Origin of the sequence: Pseudomonas sp. BAV 4579, from assembly GCF_009765395.1 — a bacterium.
Classification (GTDB): Bacteria; Pseudomonadota; Gammaproteobacteria; order Pseudomonadales; family Pseudomonadaceae; genus Chryseomonas; species Chryseomonas aestiva.
In genome coordinates this window covers 37,933-56,327 of record NZ_WHOV01000002.1, presented here as the reverse complement: position 1 = coordinate 56,327, position 18,395 = coordinate 37,933, and the positions used below count along the sequence as shown (strand labels likewise).

Genomic DNA, 18,395 nt, shown 5'->3' with positions numbered 1-18,395 from the left:
CAGCAGCGTCCGGGGGCCATTCCTTAGTGACTTTCTTCGTGCGCCATCGACAGGTAGACGATGGTCAGCATCATGAAGATGAAGGCCTGCAGGGTGATGATGAGGATGTGGAACACCGCCCACGCCCACTGCAGCACGATACCCAGGCCACCCAGCGCCAGACCGTTGGCGAACATGATGGCGATGAGGATGAAGATCAGCTCGCCAGCATACATGTTGCCGAACAGTCGCAGCGCCAGCGAGATCGGCTTGGCGATCAGGGTGACGAATTCGAGCAGGAAGTTGATCGGGACCAGGATGATTTGCAGCAGCATGTTCTTGCTGCTGAAGGGATGCAGGGTCAGCTCGCCGAAGAAGCCGCCCAGACCCTTCATCTTGATGCTGTAGAAGATCAGCAGGGCGAACACCGACAGGGCCATGCCCAGGGTTGCGTTCGGGTCGGTGGTGGGCACCACGCGGAAGTAGGTGTGCTCGCCGAACAGCATGCCGGCCACGGACGGCAGCCAGTCCACCGGCACCAGGTCCATCAGGTTCATCAGGAAGATCCAGACGAAGATGGTCAGGGCCAGGGGCGCGATCAGCGGATTCTTGCCATGGAAGGTGTCGCGGACGCTGCCGTCGACGAATTCGACCAGCACCTCGACGAAGTTCTGCAGGCCGCCGGGCTGACCGCTGGTGGCCTTCTTGGCGACGCTGCGGAACAGCACCAGGAAGATCAGGCCGAGGGCGACCGACCAGCCGAGGGTGTCCACGTGGAAGGCCCAGAAGCCCATTTCCTTAGCTTCAGCGGGGGTGTGGGCGAAGCTCCAGCCGTTCACCGGGTGCATACCATAGGTCAGGTTCTGCAGGTGGTGCTGGATGTAGCCCGAAGCGGAGTCTGCTGCCATGTGTGCCTCGAATGCCTTAAGGTCTAGTCGGTTTTTTCAGTAGCAGGGGCGCGCCGGCATTGACCATCAGCGTCAACAGGTAGACGCCGAACAGTGCAGGAGCCGAAAGCGGTTTTACCCCAGCAAACGTCAGTGCAAAGAGCACTGCCGTGAGAATCAGTTTGCCCGCTTCGCCCGAGTAGAAAGAACGGACGATGTCTTGGGCGGCATGGGCGCCACGATAGCGGAACGCCTTGAACGAAAAATACAGATTGGGCAGCCAGGCAATCAGCCCGCCCAACAATCCGGAATAACCGGCGACCTTACCGACGAAGCAATACAAGACAACGGCGGCACACGACGCGACAGCCAGTTGGACGAGCAGCAGGCGAAAGGCAGGCTGGTGATGGAAAGGCAGGCGTTTGGGCGTGCGGCGGTCCATCGGCTCGAAGTCCTCTGGTGTCGGCTTAATAGTTGTTTTCACTGGCATGCTTTGTGCCGACAAAAAGCGGGCAAAGTATAGGGGCGCGTCCAGAGTGGTTCAAGCCACCCCGGACAGATTGCCGTCCAGGCTCGCAGGCATTTGTGTCAGCGAATGTGCGCCAGTACGCCTTGAAGTTCGTCCAAAGAGGTGTAGCGGATCACCAGTTGGCCTTTGCCTTTCTCGCCATGGCGGATCTGCACGTTGGCGCCCAAACGTTCGGCCAGACGCTGCTCCAGCCGACTGATGTCGGGATCGACCACCGCGGCCTTCTCCTCCGGCTCCGCGCCGCTGAGCCACTGGCGCACCAGGGCTTCCGTCTGGCGGACAGTGAGGCCCCGTGCGACAACGTGCCGCGCCCCTTCGGCCTGGCGCGCCTTGGGCAGACCGAGCAGCGCCCGGGCATGGCCCATCTCCAGCTCGCCCCTGGCCAGCATTTCCTTGGCGTCTTCGGCCAGCGCCAGCAGGCGCAGCAGGTTGGTGACCCCCGAGCGCGACTTGCCGACGGCTTCGGCCACCTGGGCCTGGGTCAGCTCGAATTCGTCCTGCAGCCGCTGCAGGGCCATGGCCTCTTCCAGCGGATTGAGATTCTGCCGCTGGATGTTCTCGATCAGCGCCAGGGCGATCGCCACCTGATCGGGCACATCGCGCACCAGCGCCGGTATCCGCTCCAGACCGGCCTGCTGGCTGGCCCGCCAGCGGCGTTCGCCGGCGATGATCTCGTAACGACCTTCACCGATGGCACGCACCACGATGGGCTGCATCAGCCCCTGGACGCGGATGGAGTTGGCCAGCTCTTCCAGAGCGGTTGGATCCATGTGCCGGCGCGGCTGGTACTTGCCGCGCTGGATGATGTCCAGCGGCAGCGATTGCAGTTCGCTGACCGGGGTGGCGGCAGCCTGCTCCTGCAGGACCTTGACGCTGGCACCGCCGAGCAGGGCGTCGAGACCGCGGCCCAGACCTCGTTTCTTCACAGCCATGGGGATTCCTTAGGCAGTCTTGGCGACGCGAGCCGCCTTGCGCTGACGTTTGACCAGCTCGCTGGCCAGTTCCAGGTAGGCCGCGGCCCCCTTGGAACTCTTGTCGTAGACCAGGGCGGGCATGCCGTAGCTGGGCGCTTCGGCCAGGCGGACGTTGCGCGGAATGATGGTTTCGTAGAGCTCGTCGCCGAAGTGCTGCTTGAGCTGGGCGGCGACGTCGTTGGCCAGGCCGATGCGCGGATCGAACATGGTGCGCAGCAGGCCCTCGATCTTCAGCTGCGGATTCAGCCGCTGGGCGATGTGCTGGATGCTGCCGACCAGATCGGTCAGGCCTTCCAGGGCGAAGTACTCGCACTGCATGGGAATGATCACGCCATCGGCGGCCACCAGGCCGTTGATGGTCAGCATGGACAGCGACGGCGGACAGTCGATGAGCACGTAGTCGTAGTTGTCCCGCACGGGTGCCAGGGCGTCGCGCAGCCGGCTCTCGCGCCCGGTCATCTCCAGCAGCTCGACTTCCGCGGCGGTGACGTCGCGGTTCGAGGGCAGCAGCTGGTAGCCGCCGTGCTCGGAGAAGTGCATGGCGTCGAGCAGGCCGCAGGCCCCGGTGAGGACGTCCAGCACCGAATGCTCCAGGGCGTGCTTGTCCACCCCGCTGCCCATGGTGGCGTTACCCTGGGGATCGAGATCGATCAGCAGCACCTTGCGCCGGTTGGTGGCGGCCAGAGAAGCGGCGAGATTGATGCACGTCGTGGTCTTGCCCACCCCGCCCTTCTGGTTGGCTATCGCGTAAACCTTGGCCATGTACCGCCTTACCCCTCTCCGTTCGTGCGGCGCAGTATCAGCAAGTGCCGCTGGCCTTGGCAACCGGGAACCGCGAGGACGTGCGCCGCCGCAACCCGGAAATCCGCTGGTAGCTTGGCCAGCTCGTCGTCGGGGTGCAGTCCCTTCATCGCCAGCCACTGTGTTTGGTTGTCGCCCAGGTGGCGCGTCCAGGTGGCAAAGTCGTCGATGGCGCTGAACGCCCGCGAGACGATGCCGGTGAAGGGCGCGGCAGGCTGGAAGGCCTCGACGCGGGCGTGGACCACCTCGAGATTGGCCAGGCCCAGCTCGATCTTGGCCTGGGTCAGGAAGCGGGTCTTCTTGCCGTTGCTGTCGAGCAGGGTGAAGCGTGACTCGGGAAAGAGGATCGCCAGGGGAATGCCCGGCATGCCGCCGCCGCTGCCCACGTCCAGCCACTGCCCCGCGCCCACGTAGGGGACGATGCTGAGGCTGTCCAGCAGGTGCCGCGAGACCATCTCGTCGGGATCGCGCACCGCGGTGAGGTTATAGGCCTTGTTCCACTTGACCAGCAGGTCCAGGTAGCCCAGCAACCGTTCTTCCACGGCGGCGCTCAGGGCCACGCCGAGGGTCTCGGCGCCCTGGCGCAGTTCGTTGGCTTGGATCGCGTTGGCCATCAGGCGCTGTGCTCCAGGCTGCGACCGGCGCTGCGCTTCTTGAGGTGGATCAGCAGCAGCGAGACCGCCGCTGGCGTGACGCCCGGAATGCGCGAGGCCTGGCCCAGGGTCTCGGGACGGGCCTGGGCCAGCTTGTGCTGGATCTCCTTGGACAGTCCGGAGATGGTGGCGTAGTCGAGCTCCGCCGGCAGCACCACGGCGTCGCTGGCGCGCAGGCGCTGGATCTCGTCCTGCTGGCGATCGATGTAGCCGGCGTACTTGGTCTTGATCTCGATCTGCTCGGCGACCTGGGTCTCGGCCGGTGTCTGGCCTACCGCGGCCAGCAGACCGGCGTAGTCGATCTCCGGGCGGGCCAGCAGGTTCTGCAGGTTGTATTCGTGATTGAGCGGCGTGCCGAAGCGCTCGGCCACCGCCGTGCCCTCGGGGGTGCCCGGACGGATCCAGATCGCCTTGAGACGCTGCTCTTCCAGAGCGATGCCCTCGCGCTTGGCTTCGAACAGCGCCCAGCGCTGGTCGTCCACCAGACCCAGCTCGCGACCCTTTTCGGTCAGGCGCAGGTCGGCGTTGTCCTCGCGCAGGATCAGCCGGTACTCGGCGCGGGAGGTGAACATCCGGTAGGGCTCCTGGGTACCCAGGGTGATGAGGTCGTCGACCAGCACGCCGAGGTAGGCCTCGTCGCGGCGCGGACACCAAGCTTCACGGTCCTGTGCGCGCAGCGCGGCGTTGGCACCGGCGAGCAGACCCTGGGCGCCGGCTTCTTCGTAACCGGTGGTGCCATTGATCTGGCCGGCGAAGAACAGGCCGGCGATGACCTTGGTTTCCAGGCTGTACTTGAGATCCCGCGGATCGAAGAAATCGTACTCGATGGCGTAGCCGGGTCGCAGGATGTGGGCGTTCTCCAGGCCACGCATGGAGCGCACCACCTCGAGCTGCACATCGAAGGGCAGCGAGGTGGAGATGCCGTTGGGATAGAGCTCGTGGGTGGTCAGACCCTCGGGTTCGAGAAAGACCTGATGGCTGTCCTTGTCGGCGAAGCGATGGATCTTGTCTTCGATGGACGGACAGTAGCGCGGCCCTACCCCTTCGATCACGCCCGAGTACATGGGCGAACGATCCAGGTTGGCGCGGATGATGTCGTGGGTGCGGGCGTTGGTGTGGGTGATCCAGCAGCTGACCTGCGCCGGATGCTGCTCGCGATTGCCGAGAAAGGACATCACCGGCAGCGGGGTATCCCCGGGCTGCTCGGTCATCACCGAGAAGTCCACCGAGCGGCCGTCGATCCGTGGTGGCGTGCCGGTCTTCAGGCGGGAGACCCGCAGCGGCAGTTCCCGCAGGCGCTGGGCCAGGGCGATGGCGGGCGGATCTCCCGCTCGTCCACCGCTGTGATTCTGCATACCGATGTGGATAAGACCACCGAGGAAGGTTCCAGCGGTCAGCACCACGTTGTCGCCATGGAATTTCAGGCCCATCTGGGTGATCACGCCGGCGACCCGATCACCTTCGACGATGAGGTCGTCACAGGCCTGCTGGAATATCCACAGGTTGGGCTGGTTTTCCAGGGTGTAGCGGATAGCCGCCTTGTACAGCACGCGATCGGCCTGGGCGCGAGTGGCGCGGACGGCAGGTCCCTTGCGGCTGTTGAGAATGCGGAACTGGATGCCGGCGAGATCCGTCGCCGCGGCCATGGCGCCGCCCAAGGCATCGATCTCCTTGACCAGATGGCTCTTGCCGATGCCGCCAATGGCGGGATTGCAGCTCATCTGGCCGAGAGTTTCCACATTATGCGTGAGCAGCAGGGTGCGCACACCCATGCGAGCGGCCGCCAGGGCCGCTTCGGTACCGGCATGGCCGCCACCGATCACGATGACGTCGAAACGGGAAGGAAAGTCCACCACGCACCTCGTGCCTGTTGGCAGGAATTCGAAGGAAAGCCGGCAAGTATAAGGCCTAGGCCAGTCTTGCAGAAGGGGCCCTGGCCAAAAAATGACCAGCCGGCTTGGTAGACGCTCAATATAAACAATAGAGAAGAAAGTTTTAAAAGGACTGATATAGAGCTTATGTATATGCAGGCCCTTCGCTGTGGATAAGCTTATCTAGCCCTTGGCAGGCCTGGCTGGGGAAAAACTGAACCCGGTGTACGTCTTGTGCTGTGGATGAACACAAGCTATCAGCATCCTGTGGACCCTTTGCCCGCTTATCCACAGTGGCAAGCATGGACAGGTCGTGCACCGATTTATGGGCAGACCTCAGGCAGGGTTATCAACAGGGCTCTGGAAGGGGGAAGTGAGGACAGACAAGGCCTGCATTGCACAGGCCTGCTACCGCGGAGCGGGCGTTACTTGCCGATGCAGAAGCTGGAGAAGATGCGGCCGAGCAGATCGTCGGAGCTGAAGGCACCGGTGATCTCGCCGAGTACCTGCTGGGCCTGGCGCAGATCCTCGGCCAAGAGCTCGCCGGAACCGGCCAGGGTGAGCTGGCGATAGCCGTGGTCCAGGGCGCTGGCCGCCCGCTGCAGGGCATCCAGATGGCGGCGGCGGGCGCTGAAGCCGCCCTCGGTGGTCTGCTCGAAGCCCATGCAGGCCTTGAGATGCTCGCGCAGGGCCTCGACCCCGCCGCCATCGGTGGCGCTGAGGGCGATCTCCACGGGTGCGGTCGACGCCAGCAAGCCGGTGGGCTCACCGGTGAGGTCGGCCTTGTTGCGGATCACCGTCAGCTTGTCCAGCGGCGGCCTGGCGCTCAGCAGTTCCGGCCAGAGCGCCTGGGGATCGCGGGCTTCCGGTGCGCTGGCGTCCACCACCAGCAGCACGCGATCGGCTCCGACGATGGCGTCCAGGGCCCGCTGGACGCCGATCTGTTCCACCCGGTCATCGGTGTCGCGCAGACCGGCCGTATCGACCACGTGCAGCGGCATGCCATCCAGGTGGATATGTTCACGCAGGACATCGCGGGTGGTGCCGGCGATGTCGGTGACGATGGCGGCTTCGCGGCCGGCCAGGGCATTGAGCAGGCTGGACTTGCCGGCATTGGGGCGGCCGGCGATCACCACGGTCATGCCGTCACGCAGCAGGGCACCGCGATTTGCTTCGCGACGGACCTCCTGCAATTCGGCCTGGACCCCCTCCAGCAGGCCCTGGACCCGACCGTCGGCGAGGAAGTCGATCTCTTCCTCGGGAAAGTCGATGGCGGCCTCGACGTAGATACGCAGCTGGATGAGTTGCTCGACCAGACTTGCCACGCGACGGGAGAATTCGCCCTGCAGCGAGCGCAGGGCATTGCGCGCCGCCTGTTCGGTGCTGGCCTCGATGAGATCGGCGATGGCCTCGGCCTGGGCCAGGTCGAGCTTGTCGTTGAGAAAGGCGCGTTCGCTGAACTCGCCCGGGCGGGCCAGGCGCGCGCCCTCTTCCAGGGTACGGCGCAGGAGCAGGTCGAGGATCACCGGGCCGCCATGGCCCTGGAGTTCCAGCACGTCTTCGCCGGTAAAGGAGTTGGGGCCGGGAAAGAACAGCGCGATGCCGGCGTCCAGCACGCTGCCGTCGGCGGCGAGGAAGTTGCCGTAGTGGGCATGTCGCGGGGGCAGCTCACGGCCGCAGATCGCCCGTGCCAGGGGGGCGGCGAGGGGCCCGGAAACGCGGACGATACCGACTCCGCCGCGCCCGGTAGCGGTGGCTATGGCGGCGATGCTGTCGGAAGGCAGGGACATGACGATCCTCCAGAAAGCACGACGCCCCAATCAAGGGGCGTCGTGTGGACAGGGTGAGCGGGGTCAGGCCTTCTTGCTGGCCGCCTCGATCTTCCGGGTAATGTACCACTGCTGCAGGATCGACAGGCAGTTGTTGACGATCCAGTACAGCACCAGACCAGCCGGGAACCACAGGAAGAAGAAGGTGAAGATGATCGGCATCATCTTCATGACCTTGGCCTGCATGGGATCCGGCGGTGCCGGGTTGAGCATCTGCTGCACCAGCATGGTGCCGCCCATGATGATCGGCAGGATGAAGAAGGGATCCTTGGCCGACAGGTCGGTGATCCAGAACATCCAGGGCGACTGGCGCATCTCGACGCTTTCCAGCAGCACCCAGTACAGCGCCAGGAACACCGGCATCTGCACTACGATGGGCAGGCAGCCACCCAGGGGATTGATCTTCTCCTTGCGGTAGAGCTCCATCATCGCCTGGGACATCTTCTGGCGATCGTCGCCATGCTGCTCCTTCAGCGCCTGCAGTCGCGGGCCGACGGCACGCATGCGGGCCATGGAGCGGTAGCTGGCGGCGGACAGCGGGAAGAACAGCATCTTGATGATGATGGTCAGGACGATGATCGACCAGCCCCAGTTACCCAGGATGCTGTGGATATGCTGCAGCAGCCAGAAGATCGGCTGGGCGATGAACCACAGGAAGCCGTAGTCGACGGTCAGTTCCAGACCGTGGGACAGGGTCTTGAGGTGCTCCTGGATCTTCGGACCGGCATAGAGGGTCAGCGAGGTCTCGCCCTTGCCACCCGCCGGCACGCTGAACTGCGGACCGGTGAAGCCGACGATGTAGTTGCCCTGGGCGTCCTTGCGGGTGGTGATCTGGTGCTGCTCGTCCTTGTTCGGCACCCAGGCGGTGACGAAGTAGTGCTGCAGCCAACCGACCCAGCCACCCTGCACCGCTTCCTGCAGGCGATTCTTGTCCATGTCGCTCATGGACACCTTGCGGTAGGGCTCGGCCGGGGTACCGACCGCGGCGCCCAGGTAGGTGGACACGCCGGTGGCGGTGGTGGCCGAGGGATCGCCGCTCTTGTCACGTTTGAGCTGGGCATAGAGCACGCCGTTCCAGGCGCTGGCGCTGTGGTTGTCGATCAGGTAGCTGACCTGGATCTGGTAGGCGTCCGGGTTGATGCAGGCGATCTTCTTCTGCGCCTTCTCGGCGTCCGAGCAGTCGACCTTCAGGCCCCGGTGGAAGGTGAATCTCTTGATGTAGTCGACGCCATTGGCCTGGTACTTGAGATCCACCACCAGCTGCTGCTGGCCATCGGCGAGCACGTAGCTGGACTGCGCCGAGGTGTACAGCGGACGACCGGCGCTGTTGGCATCGGGACCGTTGGCACCGGTCAGGCCGCTCTGCGCCAGGTAGAGACGCTGGGCGCTGTTGTCGAACAGCATGAAGGGATCGTTGGGATGGTCCTGGCGGCTCGGGTACTGCACCAGGCCGAGCTGGACGATGTCGCCGCCGCGGGGGTCGATGGCCAGATCCAGGACGTCGGTACGCACCTTGATGAGCGCGGTGCTCGGTTGGGCAGCCGCGTTGTCCACCGGGGCTGCTGCCTTGGCATCGGCCGGGACGTCGGTGGGCACGTTGGGGGTATCGCCCGGCAGGACGCTGGTCTGCGTCTTGGCCGTGGGCAGATCGCCTTGGCCGTAATCCTTGTTCCACTGGAAAACCAGGGTGTAGGACACGATCGCCAAGGCGGCAATGAGTAGCGGGCGCTTGATATCCATGTTTACTCGGCCATCGAAGAGGTCGGGGCTGGGTTCTTTGCGGGAGGAACGGGATCGTATCCGCCTGAGTGCCAGGGATGGCACCGGCACAGTCGCCGTGTGGTCAGCCAGCCACCACGCAGCAGTCCGTGGCACTCGATGGCTTCGAGGGCGTAACCGGAACAGGTCGGATAGAAACGACAGTGACTGGCCATCAAGGGGCTGATGGCATAACGGTAGAAGCGAATCAGCAGCAGGGCCGGTTTACGCATGAGCACCGTCGGGACTGTCAATGGGGTGGGCAATCGTCTTGCTCGCCTGGCGATTGAGACGTTTCCACAGTTGCAGCAGCTGATCGTGCAATTCGGGATTGTCGACCTCGCCGAGTCCCTTGCGGGCGACGAAGACCAGATCGAAGCTGCCGAGGCGGTCCTGATTCAGCCGGAAGGAATCCCGGATGACCCGCTTGATGCGATTGCGCTCGACAGAAAGCTTGACGCTTTTCTTGCCGATGACCAGCCCCAGGCGGGAATGGTCGAGCCCATTGGCATGGGCGAGCAGCAGCAGGTGCTTGCCGGATGCCTTGTGGGTGGGAGAGTCAAAGACCGCCTGGAACTGTTGGGAGCTCAGTAAGCGCCTGTCCCGACCGAAACCCTGACTCACCACCTGACCGGGCAATCAGATCGCCAGACGCTTGCGGCCTTTGGCACGGCGACGGGCGAGAACCTGACGGCCGTTCTTGGTTGCCATACGAGCACGGAAACCGTGGACACGGGCGCGCTTCAGGGTGCTGGGTTGGAAGGTGCGTTTCATGGACTTTTACCTAGGTGAAAGCGGCAAGGCATGAGTGCCCCGCGCAAAGAGACCGGCGATTCTAGAGAAAGCCTCGGTACAGGTCAATTTCCAACCAGCACCGGCTGGCAGACGAGCGCGTAAATAAAATCAACAGGTCAGAAGGTTTTAAAAGACTGTTGAAGTGAATATGTATGGTGCAGCGGTTTTCTGTGGATAGAACGTGGCAGCCCGGGTCCAGCCTGGTCGGAGCGGCAGCGGAAAGTCTGTTTTCAACAGGTGTGCCGAAGGTGGTCAGGCTGTCCAGGAGCTGTGGATAAGCAGAGCTGTTACGCACAGCCGGATTATCCACAGAGAAAAACCCCGGGATGTCCAGAGAGGTCAGACGGCCTTATCCACAGTGCTGACGGTCATACGCCCGGTCGCGACGCTTGAGGCGGCTATCTGCCGGGAAACTGCGCAGTCATGTGGATAACCCAGGTGGGGAGGGATACAATGGGCGTTTGCTCATGGCCCGTCCGGGCCGCTCCAGTTCTTGGGAGACGCTGTGTCGGTCGAACTCTGGCAACGTTGCGTGGATGTGCTGCGCGACGAGCTGCCTTCGCAACAATTCAATACCTGGATCCGGCCACTGCAGGTGGAAGCGGAAGGGGATGAGCTGCGGGTGTTCGCGCCCAACCGCTTCGTGCTCGACTGGGTCAACGAGAAATACCTGGGTCGCCTGCTCGAATTGCTCGAGGAGCATGCCGACGACGGTATCGCCCCGGTGCTGTCCCTGCTGATCGGCAGCAAGCGCAGTAACAAGCCGCGCGCGGTCCAGACGCCGAGCAGCCAGAGCACTCCGCTGCCACCACCGGTGCAGGCCCCGCAACCGATCCAGTCGGACATCGTCACCGCGGGCGTCGCCCTGGAAGACGTGACGGCGGAATTGGCCGACGAGCCGGTCGTCAAGACCGAACGTACCGTGCAGGTGGAGGGTGCGCTCAAGCACACCAGCTATCTGAACCGTACCTTCACCTTCGAGAACTTCGTCGAGGGCAAGTCCAACCAGCTGGCCCGCGCGGCGGCCTGGCAGGTGGCGGACAATCCCAAGCACGGGTACAACCCGCTCTTCCTCTATGGGGGCGTGGGTCTGGGCAAGACCCACCTGATGCACGCGGTGGGCAACCACCTGCTCAAGCGCAATCCGAACGCCAAGATCGTCTATCTGCATTCGGAGCGCTTCGTCGCCGACATGGTCAAGGCGCTGCAGCTCAACGCCATCAACGAATTCAAGCGCTTCTACCGCTCGGTGGATGCGCTGCTGATCGACGACATCCAGTTCTTCGCCCGCAAGGAGCGTTCGCAGGAAGAGTTTTTCCACACCTTCAATGCCCTGCTCGAAGGTGGACAACAGGTGATCCTCACCAGCGACCGCTATCCCAAGGAGATCGATGGCCTGGAAGAGCGGCTCAAGTCGCGCTTCGGCTGGGGGCTCACCGTGGCCGTGGAGCCGCCGGAGCTGGAGACGCGGGTGGCGATCCTGATGAAGAAGGCCGACCAGGCCAAGGTCGACCTGCCCCACGACGCCGCCTTCTTCATTGCCCAGCGCATCCGCTCCAACGTGCGGGAACTGGAAGGCGCGCTCAAGCGGGTGATCGCCCATGCCCACTTCATGGGCCGCGACATCACCATCGAGCTGATCCGCGAGTCGCTGAAGGATCTGCTGGCGCTGCAGGACAAGCTGGTCAGCATCGACAACATCCAGCGCACCGCGGCCGAGTACTACAAGATCAAGATCGCCGATCTGCTGTCCAAACGCCGCTCGCGCTCGGTCGCCCGGCCGCGGCAGGTCGCCATGGCGCTGTCCAAGGAACTGACCAACCACAGCCTGCCGGAAATCGGCGACGCCTTTGGCGGACGCGATCACACGACGGTGTTGCACGCCTGTCGCAAGATCGCCGAACTTCGGGAATCCGACGCGGATATCCGCGAGGATTACAAGAACCTGCTGCGTACCCTGACCACCTGACGGACGCGGCCCTGGCAAGGACCTGACCATGCATTTCACCATTCAACGCGAAGCCCTGTTGAAACCGCTGCAGCTGGTGGCCGGTGTCGTGGAACGTCGGCAAACGCTGCCGGTGCTGTCCAACGTACTCCTGGTCGTGGAAGGGCAGCGCCTCTCGCTGACCGGTACCGACCTGGAGGTCGAACTGGTTGGCCGGGTCGATCTGGAAGAAGCCGCCGAAGCCGGCGAGATCACTGTGCCGGCGCGCAAGCTGATGGACATCTGCAAGAGCCTGCAGCCGGATGCGCTGATCGACATCCGCACCGAGGAGCAGAAGCTGCTGATCCGCGCCGGACGCAGCCGTTTCACCCTGTCCACCCTGCCGGCCAACGACTTCCCCACCGTGGAGGAAGGTCCGGGTTCGCTTAACTTCAGCATTCCCCAGGGCCGCCTGCGCCGCCTGATCGAGCGCACCGGCTTCGCCATGGCCCAGCAGGACGTGCGCTACTACCTCAATGGCATGCTGCTGGAAGCCAGCACCGGGCGCCTGCGCGCCGTGGCCACCGATGGTCACCGCCTGGCCATGTGCATGCTGGAGGCCGACGTCGACCAGGCCGAGAAGCACCAGGTCATCGTGCCGCGCAAGGGCATCCTGGAATTGTCGCGCCTGCTCACGGAGCCGGAAGAGCCGGTCAACGTGGTCCTGGGCCAGCACCATATCCGCGCCACCACCGGCGACTTCACCTTTACCTCCAAATTGGTGGACGGCAAGTTCCCCGACTACGAGCGCGTGCTGCCGCGGCATGGCGACAAGCTGGTACTGGGCGAGCGCCAGCATCTGCGCGAAGCCTTCAGCCGCACCGCCATTCTCTCCAACGAGAAGTACCGTGGTATCCGCCTGCAGCTGGAAAACGGCTTCATGAAGATCCAGGCCAACAACCCTGAGCAGGAAGAGGCCGAGGAAGAACTGCAGGTCGACTACGACGGCGGCAGCCTGGAGATCGGTTTCAACGTCAGCTACCTGCTCGACGTGCTCGGCGTGATGACCACCGACCAGGTGCGTATCACCCTGTCCGATTCCAGCAGCAGTGCGCTGTTGCAGGAGGCGGGCAACGACGACTCCTCCTATGTCGTGATGCCGATGCGCCTCTGATCGCCGCTCGATGACGCTGATCCGCTTCAACGCCGACCGCCTGCGCAATCTGCAGGCGGTCGCGCTTCAGCCCTCGCCCCGGGTCAACCTCCTGCATGGCGCCAACGGCAGCGGCAAGACCAGCCTGCTGGAAGCCATCCACCTGCTGGGCCTGGCCCGCTCCTTTCGCAGCACCAAGCTGGCGCCGGTCATCCAGCACGAGCAGGCCAGTTGCACGGTGTTTGGCCAGGTGCGGCTGCCCGGTGGCCAGGACTGCAACCTGGGTATCCAGCGCGAGCGCGGCGGCGACTACCAGATTCGCATCAATGGCGAGAATGCCCGCAGCGCGGCGCAGCTGGCCGAGGTGCTGCCGCTGCAGTTGATCAACCCCGACGGCTTCCGGCTGCTCGAAGGCAGCCCCAAGATCAGGCGGCAATTTCTCGACTGGGGTGTGTTCCACGAGGAACAGCGATTTCTGCCGCTATGGCAACGTCTGCAAAAGGCGCTCAGGCAGCGAAATCACTGGCTCAGACGTGGTAAAATCGACCCTGCGGCGCAGGCCGCCTGGGATCAGGAACTGGCCCTGGCCAGCACCGAGATCGATGGCTTTCGCCAGGCCTATATCCAGCGACTGAAGCCGGAATTCACCGCGGTACTGGCCGAGCTGATCCAGCTCGATGGCCTGACCCTGAGCTACTACCGCGGCTGGGACCGCGAGCGCGATCTGCGCGAGGTGCTGGCGGACAGTCTGCCGCGGGATCTGCAGCTGGGACATACCCAGGCCGGGCCCCAGCGCGCCGACCTGCGCATCCGCATCGGCAATCACAACGCGGCGGACATCCTGTCGCGCGGCCAGCAGAAGCTGGTGGTGTGCGCACTGCGCATCGCCCAGGGGCGATTGGTCAACCAGGTCAAGCGGGGCCAGTGCGTCTATCTCATCGACGACCTGCCCTCGGAACTGGACGAGGGACACCGGCTGGCCTTGTGCCGGCTGCTGGAGGCACTGGAGTGCCAAGTCTTCATCACCTGTGTCGAGCGCGAGACGCTACAGGCCGCCTGGCGGCCGGAGACAGAGGTCAGCGTGTTTCACGTGGAACACGGCCATATCAAGCAGACCCACACTAGCGGGAGCCAAGCATGAGCGAGACCAATACCTACGACTCTTCCAGCATCAAGGTGCTGAAGGGACTGGATGCCGTGCGCAAGCGCCCCGGCATGTACATCGGCGACACCGATGACGGCACCGGCCTGCACCACATGGTCTTCGAGGTGGTGGACAACTCCATCGACGAGGCCCTGGCCGGCTTCTGCAGCGAGATCAGCATCACCATCCACATGGATGAATCCATCACCGTGCGCGACAACGGCCGCGGCATCCCGGTGGACATCCACAAAGAGGAAGGCGTCTCGGCGGCCGAGGTCATCATGACCGTGCTGCACGCCGGCGGTAAGTTCGACGACAACACCTACAAGGTGTCCGGCGGCCTGCACGGCGTGGGTGTCTCGGTGGTGAACGCCCTGTCCGAGGAGCTGCGGCTGACCATTCGCCGCGCTGGCCAGCTGTGGGAGCAGGTCTATGTGCACGGCGTACCCCAGGCGCCGCTGGCAGTGATCGGCGAGACCGACACCACCGGTACCCAGGTGCATTTCAAGCCGTCCGCCGAGACCTTCAACAACATCCAGTTCAGCTGGGACATCCTGGCCAAGCGGATTCGCGAACTGTCCTTCCTCAACTCCGGCGTCGGCATCGTCCTGCGCGACGAGCGCAGTGGCAAGGAAGAGCTGTTCAAGTACGAGGGCGGCCTGCGTGCCTTCGTCGACTACCTGAACACCAACAAGACCGCGGTGAACGAGGTATTCCACTTCCAGGTGCAGCGCGAAGACGATGGCGTCGGCGTGGAAGTGGCACTGCAGTGGAACGACAGCTTCAACGAGAACATCCTCTGCTTCACCAACAACATTCCCCAGCGCGATGGCGGCACCCACCTGGCGGGCTTTCGCTCGGCGCTGACACGCAACCTGAACAGCTACATCGAGGCCGAGGGTCTGGCCAAGAAGTTCAAGGTGGCCACCACCGGTGACGACGCCCGTGAAGGCCTGACCGCCATCATCTCGGTCAAGGTGCCGGATCCCAAGTTCTCCTCCCAGACCAAGGACAAGCTGGTCTCTTCCGAGGTGAAGACCGCGGTGGAACAGGAGATGGGCAAGCACTTCTCCGACTTCCTGCTGGAGAACCCCAACGAAGCCAAGGCGGTTGTCGGCAAGATGATCGACGCGGCCCGGGCCCGGGAAGCGGCGCGCAAGGCGCGCGAGATGACCCGCCGCAAGGGCGCCCTGGATATCGCCGGCCTGCCGGGCAAGCTGGCGGACTGCCAGGAGAAGGACCCGGCGCTGTCCGAACTCTACATCGTCGAGGGTGACTCCGCCGGTGGTTCGGCCAAGCAGGGCCGCAACCGGCGCACCCAGGCGATCCTGCCGCTCAAGGGCAAGATCCTCAACGTGGAGAAGGCGCGCTTCGACAAGATGCTCTCCTCCCAGGAAGTGGGCACCCTGATTACCGCACTGGGCTGCGGCATCGGCCGCGAAGAATTCAACATCGACAAGCTGCGCTACCACAACATCATCATCATGACCGATGCCGATGTGGACGGTTCGCACATCCGTACCCTGCTGCTGACCTTCTTCTTCCGCCAGATGCCGCTGCTGATCGAGCGGGGCTACATCTACATCGCCCAGCCGCCGCTGTACAAGGTGAAGCGTGGCAAGCAGGAGCAGTACATCAAGGACGACGAGGCGATGGAGGAATACCTGACCCAGACCGCCCTGGAAGAGGCTAGCCTCCACGTCAACGAGAATGCCCCGGGCCTGTCCGGCGTGGAACTCGAGAAGCTGGTGAACAGCTATCGCCAGGTGATGAAGACCTTCAAGCGCCTGTCGCGGCTGTATCCGGCCGCCGTCAGCGAACACCTGCTGTACCTGCCGCGGGTCGGTGTCGATCAGCTGGCTGATGAAGCGGCGATGCGTCAGTGGCTGGAAGGCCTTAGCGCACGCCTGCAGACCTCCGAACGCTCTGGCACTACCTACCGCGTCAGCTTGCGCGAGGACCGCGAGCGAGGCCTATGGCTACCAGAGGTGGAAACCCGCGCCCATGGCCTGTCCAGCTACGTCACCTTCAACCGGGATTTCTTCGGCAGCAACGATTACCGCCTGGTGACCGAGCTGGCCGCCCAGCTGGACAACCTGCTGGAAGAAGGCGCCTATGCCAAGCGCGGTGAACGCCGTCGCCCGGTCAGCACCTTCAAGGAAGCCTGGGAATGGCTGATGAACGAAACCAGCAAGAGATTCAACATCCAGCGCTACAAGGGCCTGGGTGAGATGAATCCGGATCAGCTGTGGGAAACCACCATGGACCCGAACGTGCGGCGCATGCTGCAGGTCACCATCGAGGATGCCGTGGCTGCCGATCAGATCTTCAATACCCTGATGGGCGATCACGTGGAGCCGCGTCGCGACTTCATCGAGAGCAACGCCCTGGCGGTATCGAACCTCGACGTCTGATCGACTGCGGTTATGCACAAGCCCCGCCATGCGGGGCTTTTTTGTGGAAAACATTCTGGCTAGAGAGTCGTGCCGTTTCGTTCCACGACAACCAACGCCGTTCATCTTATAGCCGAAGGTTTTGTGGATAGTTTTCCTCAGCCGCTTTTGATCAACGCCGAAAATATCCGTAAAGGGGCCGTGCCATGCGGCATAGAGACACAGGATATAAAGGACGTTCCTGTGGATAAGCCTGGGAATAAGCTTGTCGGTACTTGTGGATGACGGTCAATCCGCGCTAGCAGCCCAAAATTCGGATGCGCGAAAAGCCCAGCAAAGCCTGTGGATAAGTCTGTGGGAAAAGGGAGGAAAAGAGGTGGAAACAGCCAGGCCTTGCGGCCTGGCGCTCAGGCTACGCAGCGCTCGGCCGGGTCGGCATCGGGCTTGGGGGCCAGGGCCTGCTCGATGAAGGCGAAGCAGCGATTATTGAGATCGACGATGGCGCGGGGATCCTGGCCCTGGGGATGGAGCAGCGGGCCGATGCTGACCTTGATGGTCCCCGGCGACTTGATCCAGGAGCGATTGGGCCAGTAGGCGCCGGCATCGTGGGCGATGGGCAGGATGGGCACGTTGAGGCTGCAGGCCAGGGCGGCGCCACCGCGGGAGAACTTGCCCATCTGGCCGTAATCGATGCGGGTGCCCTGGGGAAAGATCAGTACCCAGCAGCCCTGGGCGAGATAACGGCCGCCCTGTTCGGTCAGCTGCTGCAGGGCCAGTTTGCCGTTGTCACGGTCGATGGCGATGGGCTTGAGCAGCGAAAAGGCCCAGCCAAAGAAGGGAATCCTGAGCAATTCGCGCTTGATCACCTGGGAGGTGGGCTCGAACTGGGCGGACAAAAAGAAGGTTTCCCAGGTGCTCTGGTGGTTGGCCACGATCACGCAGGGCTGCGCCGGGACGTTTTCCAGGCCGTCGATCTCGTAGCGGATGCCGCAGATGACCTTGGCCAGCCAGACGGCGAAACCGGTCCAGGCCTTGACTACCAGCCGATAGCGGGCGCGATGGGCTAGGAAGGGCGCGATCAGCAGGCTGACGCAGGACCAGAGGATGCCGCTGGTCCCCAGCAGCACATAGAACAACAGGGTACGCAAGAGCCGCATCAGGGCGCTTCCTCGAGCAGATGATCAGCCACCGCCGCCAGGTCGGCGAAGACCCGGGTAGCGGATGGCAAAGGCTTGGCCAGGGTGCGCTCGCCCTTGCCGGTACGCACCAGGTAGGGCGTGCAACCAAGGGCCATGCCGGCTTCCAGATCGCGCAGGCTGTCGCCCACCACCGGGACACCGCCCAGGTCGGTACGGCCATAGTAGTGGGCGATGGCGCGAAACAGGCCGGGCAGCGGCTTGCGGCAGTCGCAGCCGGCTTCCGGGCCATGGGGGCAGTGGAGGATCAGGTCGACCCGACCGCCCTCCTCCGCCAGCAGCCGCTGCAGTTTCTCGTGCATGGCCGCCAGGTCGTCTTCAGTGAAGTAACCGCGCGCCAGGCCGGACTGGTTGGTGGCCACGGCCACCTGCCAACCGGCCCGGTTCAGCCGGGCGATGGCCGCCAGGCTACCGGGCAGCGGTTGCCACTGCGCGGCGCTGCGTACGTAGTCATCGGAATCGACATTGATGACGCCGTCGCGGTCCAGCACGATCAGTTTCATGCC

General features: G+C 63.8%; 17 protein-coding genes. 4 read left to right on the top strand and 13 right to left on the bottom strand.

The features are described from left to right. Positions 1–23 precede the first annotated feature (23 nt). The 11 genes from atpB to rpmH all read right to left on the bottom strand — a co-directional run bounded on the left by atpB (position 24) and on the right by rpmH (position 10,055). On the bottom strand, positions 24–887 hold the full coding sequence (atpB, locus tag GSQ95_RS00305) for a F0F1 ATP synthase subunit A (RefSeq protein ID WP_133860216.1): 864 nt from the start codon (positions 885–887) through the stop codon (positions 24–26). 16 nt (positions 888–903) lie between these two features. Then, the gene (locus tag GSQ95_RS00300; protein WP_133860217.1) at positions 904–1,308 is read right to left on the bottom strand and encodes a F0F1 ATP synthase subunit I; all 405 of its coding nucleotides are present in this window, start codon (positions 1,306–1,308) and stop codon (positions 904–906) included. Between the two features lie 146 nt (positions 1,309–1,454). Then, the gene (locus GSQ95_RS00295; protein WP_158891415.1) at positions 1,455–2,327 is read right to left on the bottom strand and encodes a ParB/RepB/Spo0J family partition protein; all 873 of its coding nucleotides are present in this window, start codon (positions 2,325–2,327) and stop codon (positions 1,455–1,457) included. A gap of 9 nt (positions 2,328–2,336) precedes the next feature. Then, positions 2,337–3,131: a ParA family protein gene (locus GSQ95_RS00290; protein WP_133860219.1), complete on the bottom strand. Its 795-nt coding sequence runs from the start codon at positions 3,129–3,131 to the stop codon at positions 2,337–2,339. 8 nt (positions 3,132–3,139) lie between these two features. Then, positions 3,140–3,784 (bottom strand): 16S rRNA (guanine(527)-N(7))-methyltransferase RsmG, encoded by a 645-nt coding sequence (gene rsmG / locus GSQ95_RS00285; RefSeq protein WP_158891417.1) that lies wholly within the window; start codon positions 3,782–3,784, stop codon positions 3,140–3,142. After that, positions 3,784–5,676 carry a tRNA uridine-5-carboxymethylaminomethyl(34) synthesis enzyme MnmG gene (mnmG, locus tag GSQ95_RS00280; protein WP_158891419.1) on the bottom strand — a complete coding sequence of 631 codons (1,893 nt, stop codon included), beginning with the start codon at positions 5,674–5,676 and terminating at the stop codon, positions 3,784–3,786. The genes rsmG and mnmG overlap by 1 nt, the downstream gene beginning before the upstream one ends. A 443-nt stretch (positions 5,677–6,119) precedes the next feature. Next, positions 6,120–7,484: a tRNA uridine-5-carboxymethylaminomethyl(34) synthesis GTPase MnmE gene (mnmE, locus tag GSQ95_RS00275; RefSeq protein ID WP_158891421.1), complete on the bottom strand. Its 1,365-nt coding sequence runs from the start codon at positions 7,482–7,484 to the stop codon at positions 6,120–6,122. 63 nt (positions 7,485–7,547) lie between these two features. Then, complete coding sequence (gene yidC / locus GSQ95_RS00270; RefSeq protein WP_158891423.1) at positions 7,548–9,263, bottom strand: membrane protein insertase YidC; 1,716 nt, start codon at positions 9,261–9,263, stop codon at positions 7,548–7,550. A gap of 2 nt (positions 9,264–9,265) precedes the next feature. Continuing rightward, positions 9,266–9,514, bottom strand: coding sequence for a membrane protein insertion efficiency factor YidD (gene yidD / locus GSQ95_RS00265; protein WP_133860224.1), 249 nt, complete (start codon positions 9,512–9,514; stop codon positions 9,266–9,268). Further along, complete coding sequence (rnpA, locus tag GSQ95_RS00260) at positions 9,507–9,908, bottom strand: ribonuclease P protein component (protein ID WP_133860591.1); 402 nt, start codon at positions 9,906–9,908, stop codon at positions 9,507–9,509. Before rnpA ends, yidD begins: the two co-directional genes overlap by 8 nt. Before the next feature lie 12 nt (positions 9,909–9,920). Next, positions 9,921–10,055 (bottom strand): 50S ribosomal protein L34, encoded by a 135-nt coding sequence (rpmH, locus tag GSQ95_RS00255; RefSeq protein WP_017641476.1) that lies wholly within the window; start codon positions 10,053–10,055, stop codon positions 9,921–9,923. Between the two features lie 526 nt (positions 10,056–10,581). Here rpmH and dnaA point away from each other — a divergent pair. Genes dnaA through gyrB form a run of 4 tightly spaced genes read left to right on the top strand, consistent with a single transcriptional unit; the run spans position 10,582 to position 16,714 of the window. Then, a complete protein-coding gene (gene dnaA, locus GSQ95_RS00250) occupies positions 10,582–12,045 on the top strand; it encodes a chromosomal replication initiator protein DnaA (RefSeq protein ID WP_133860225.1) in 1,464 nt (487 codons plus the stop codon). 28 nt (positions 12,046–12,073) lie between these two features. After that, a complete protein-coding gene (gene dnaN, locus GSQ95_RS00245; protein WP_133860226.1) occupies positions 12,074–13,177 on the top strand; it encodes a DNA polymerase III subunit beta in 1,104 nt (367 codons plus the stop codon). A 10-nt stretch (positions 13,178–13,187) separates the two neighbouring features. Then, complete coding sequence (recF, locus tag GSQ95_RS00240; protein WP_158891425.1) at positions 13,188–14,297, top strand: DNA replication/repair protein RecF; 1,110 nt, start codon at positions 13,188–13,190, stop codon at positions 14,295–14,297. Continuing rightward, positions 14,294–16,714: a DNA topoisomerase (ATP-hydrolyzing) subunit B gene (gyrB, locus tag GSQ95_RS00235; protein WP_133860228.1), complete on the top strand. Its 2,421-nt coding sequence runs from the start codon at positions 14,294–14,296 to the stop codon at positions 16,712–16,714. Before recF ends, gyrB begins: the two co-directional genes overlap by 4 nt. Before the next feature lie 386 nt (positions 16,715–17,100). Here gyrB and GSQ95_RS00230 read toward each other — a convergent pair whose 3' ends face one another. Next, positions 17,101–17,850 (bottom strand): 1-acyl-sn-glycerol-3-phosphate acyltransferase, encoded by a 750-nt coding sequence (locus tag GSQ95_RS00230; protein ID WP_158891426.1) that lies wholly within the window; start codon positions 17,848–17,850, stop codon positions 17,101–17,103. Continuing rightward, positions 17,850–18,392: a D-glycero-beta-D-manno-heptose 1,7-bisphosphate 7-phosphatase gene (gene gmhB, locus GSQ95_RS00225; protein ID WP_158891429.1), complete on the bottom strand. Its 543-nt coding sequence runs from the start codon at positions 18,390–18,392 to the stop codon at positions 17,850–17,852. The genes GSQ95_RS00230 and gmhB overlap by 1 nt, the downstream gene beginning before the upstream one ends. Positions 18,393–18,395: the final 3 nt, after the last annotated feature.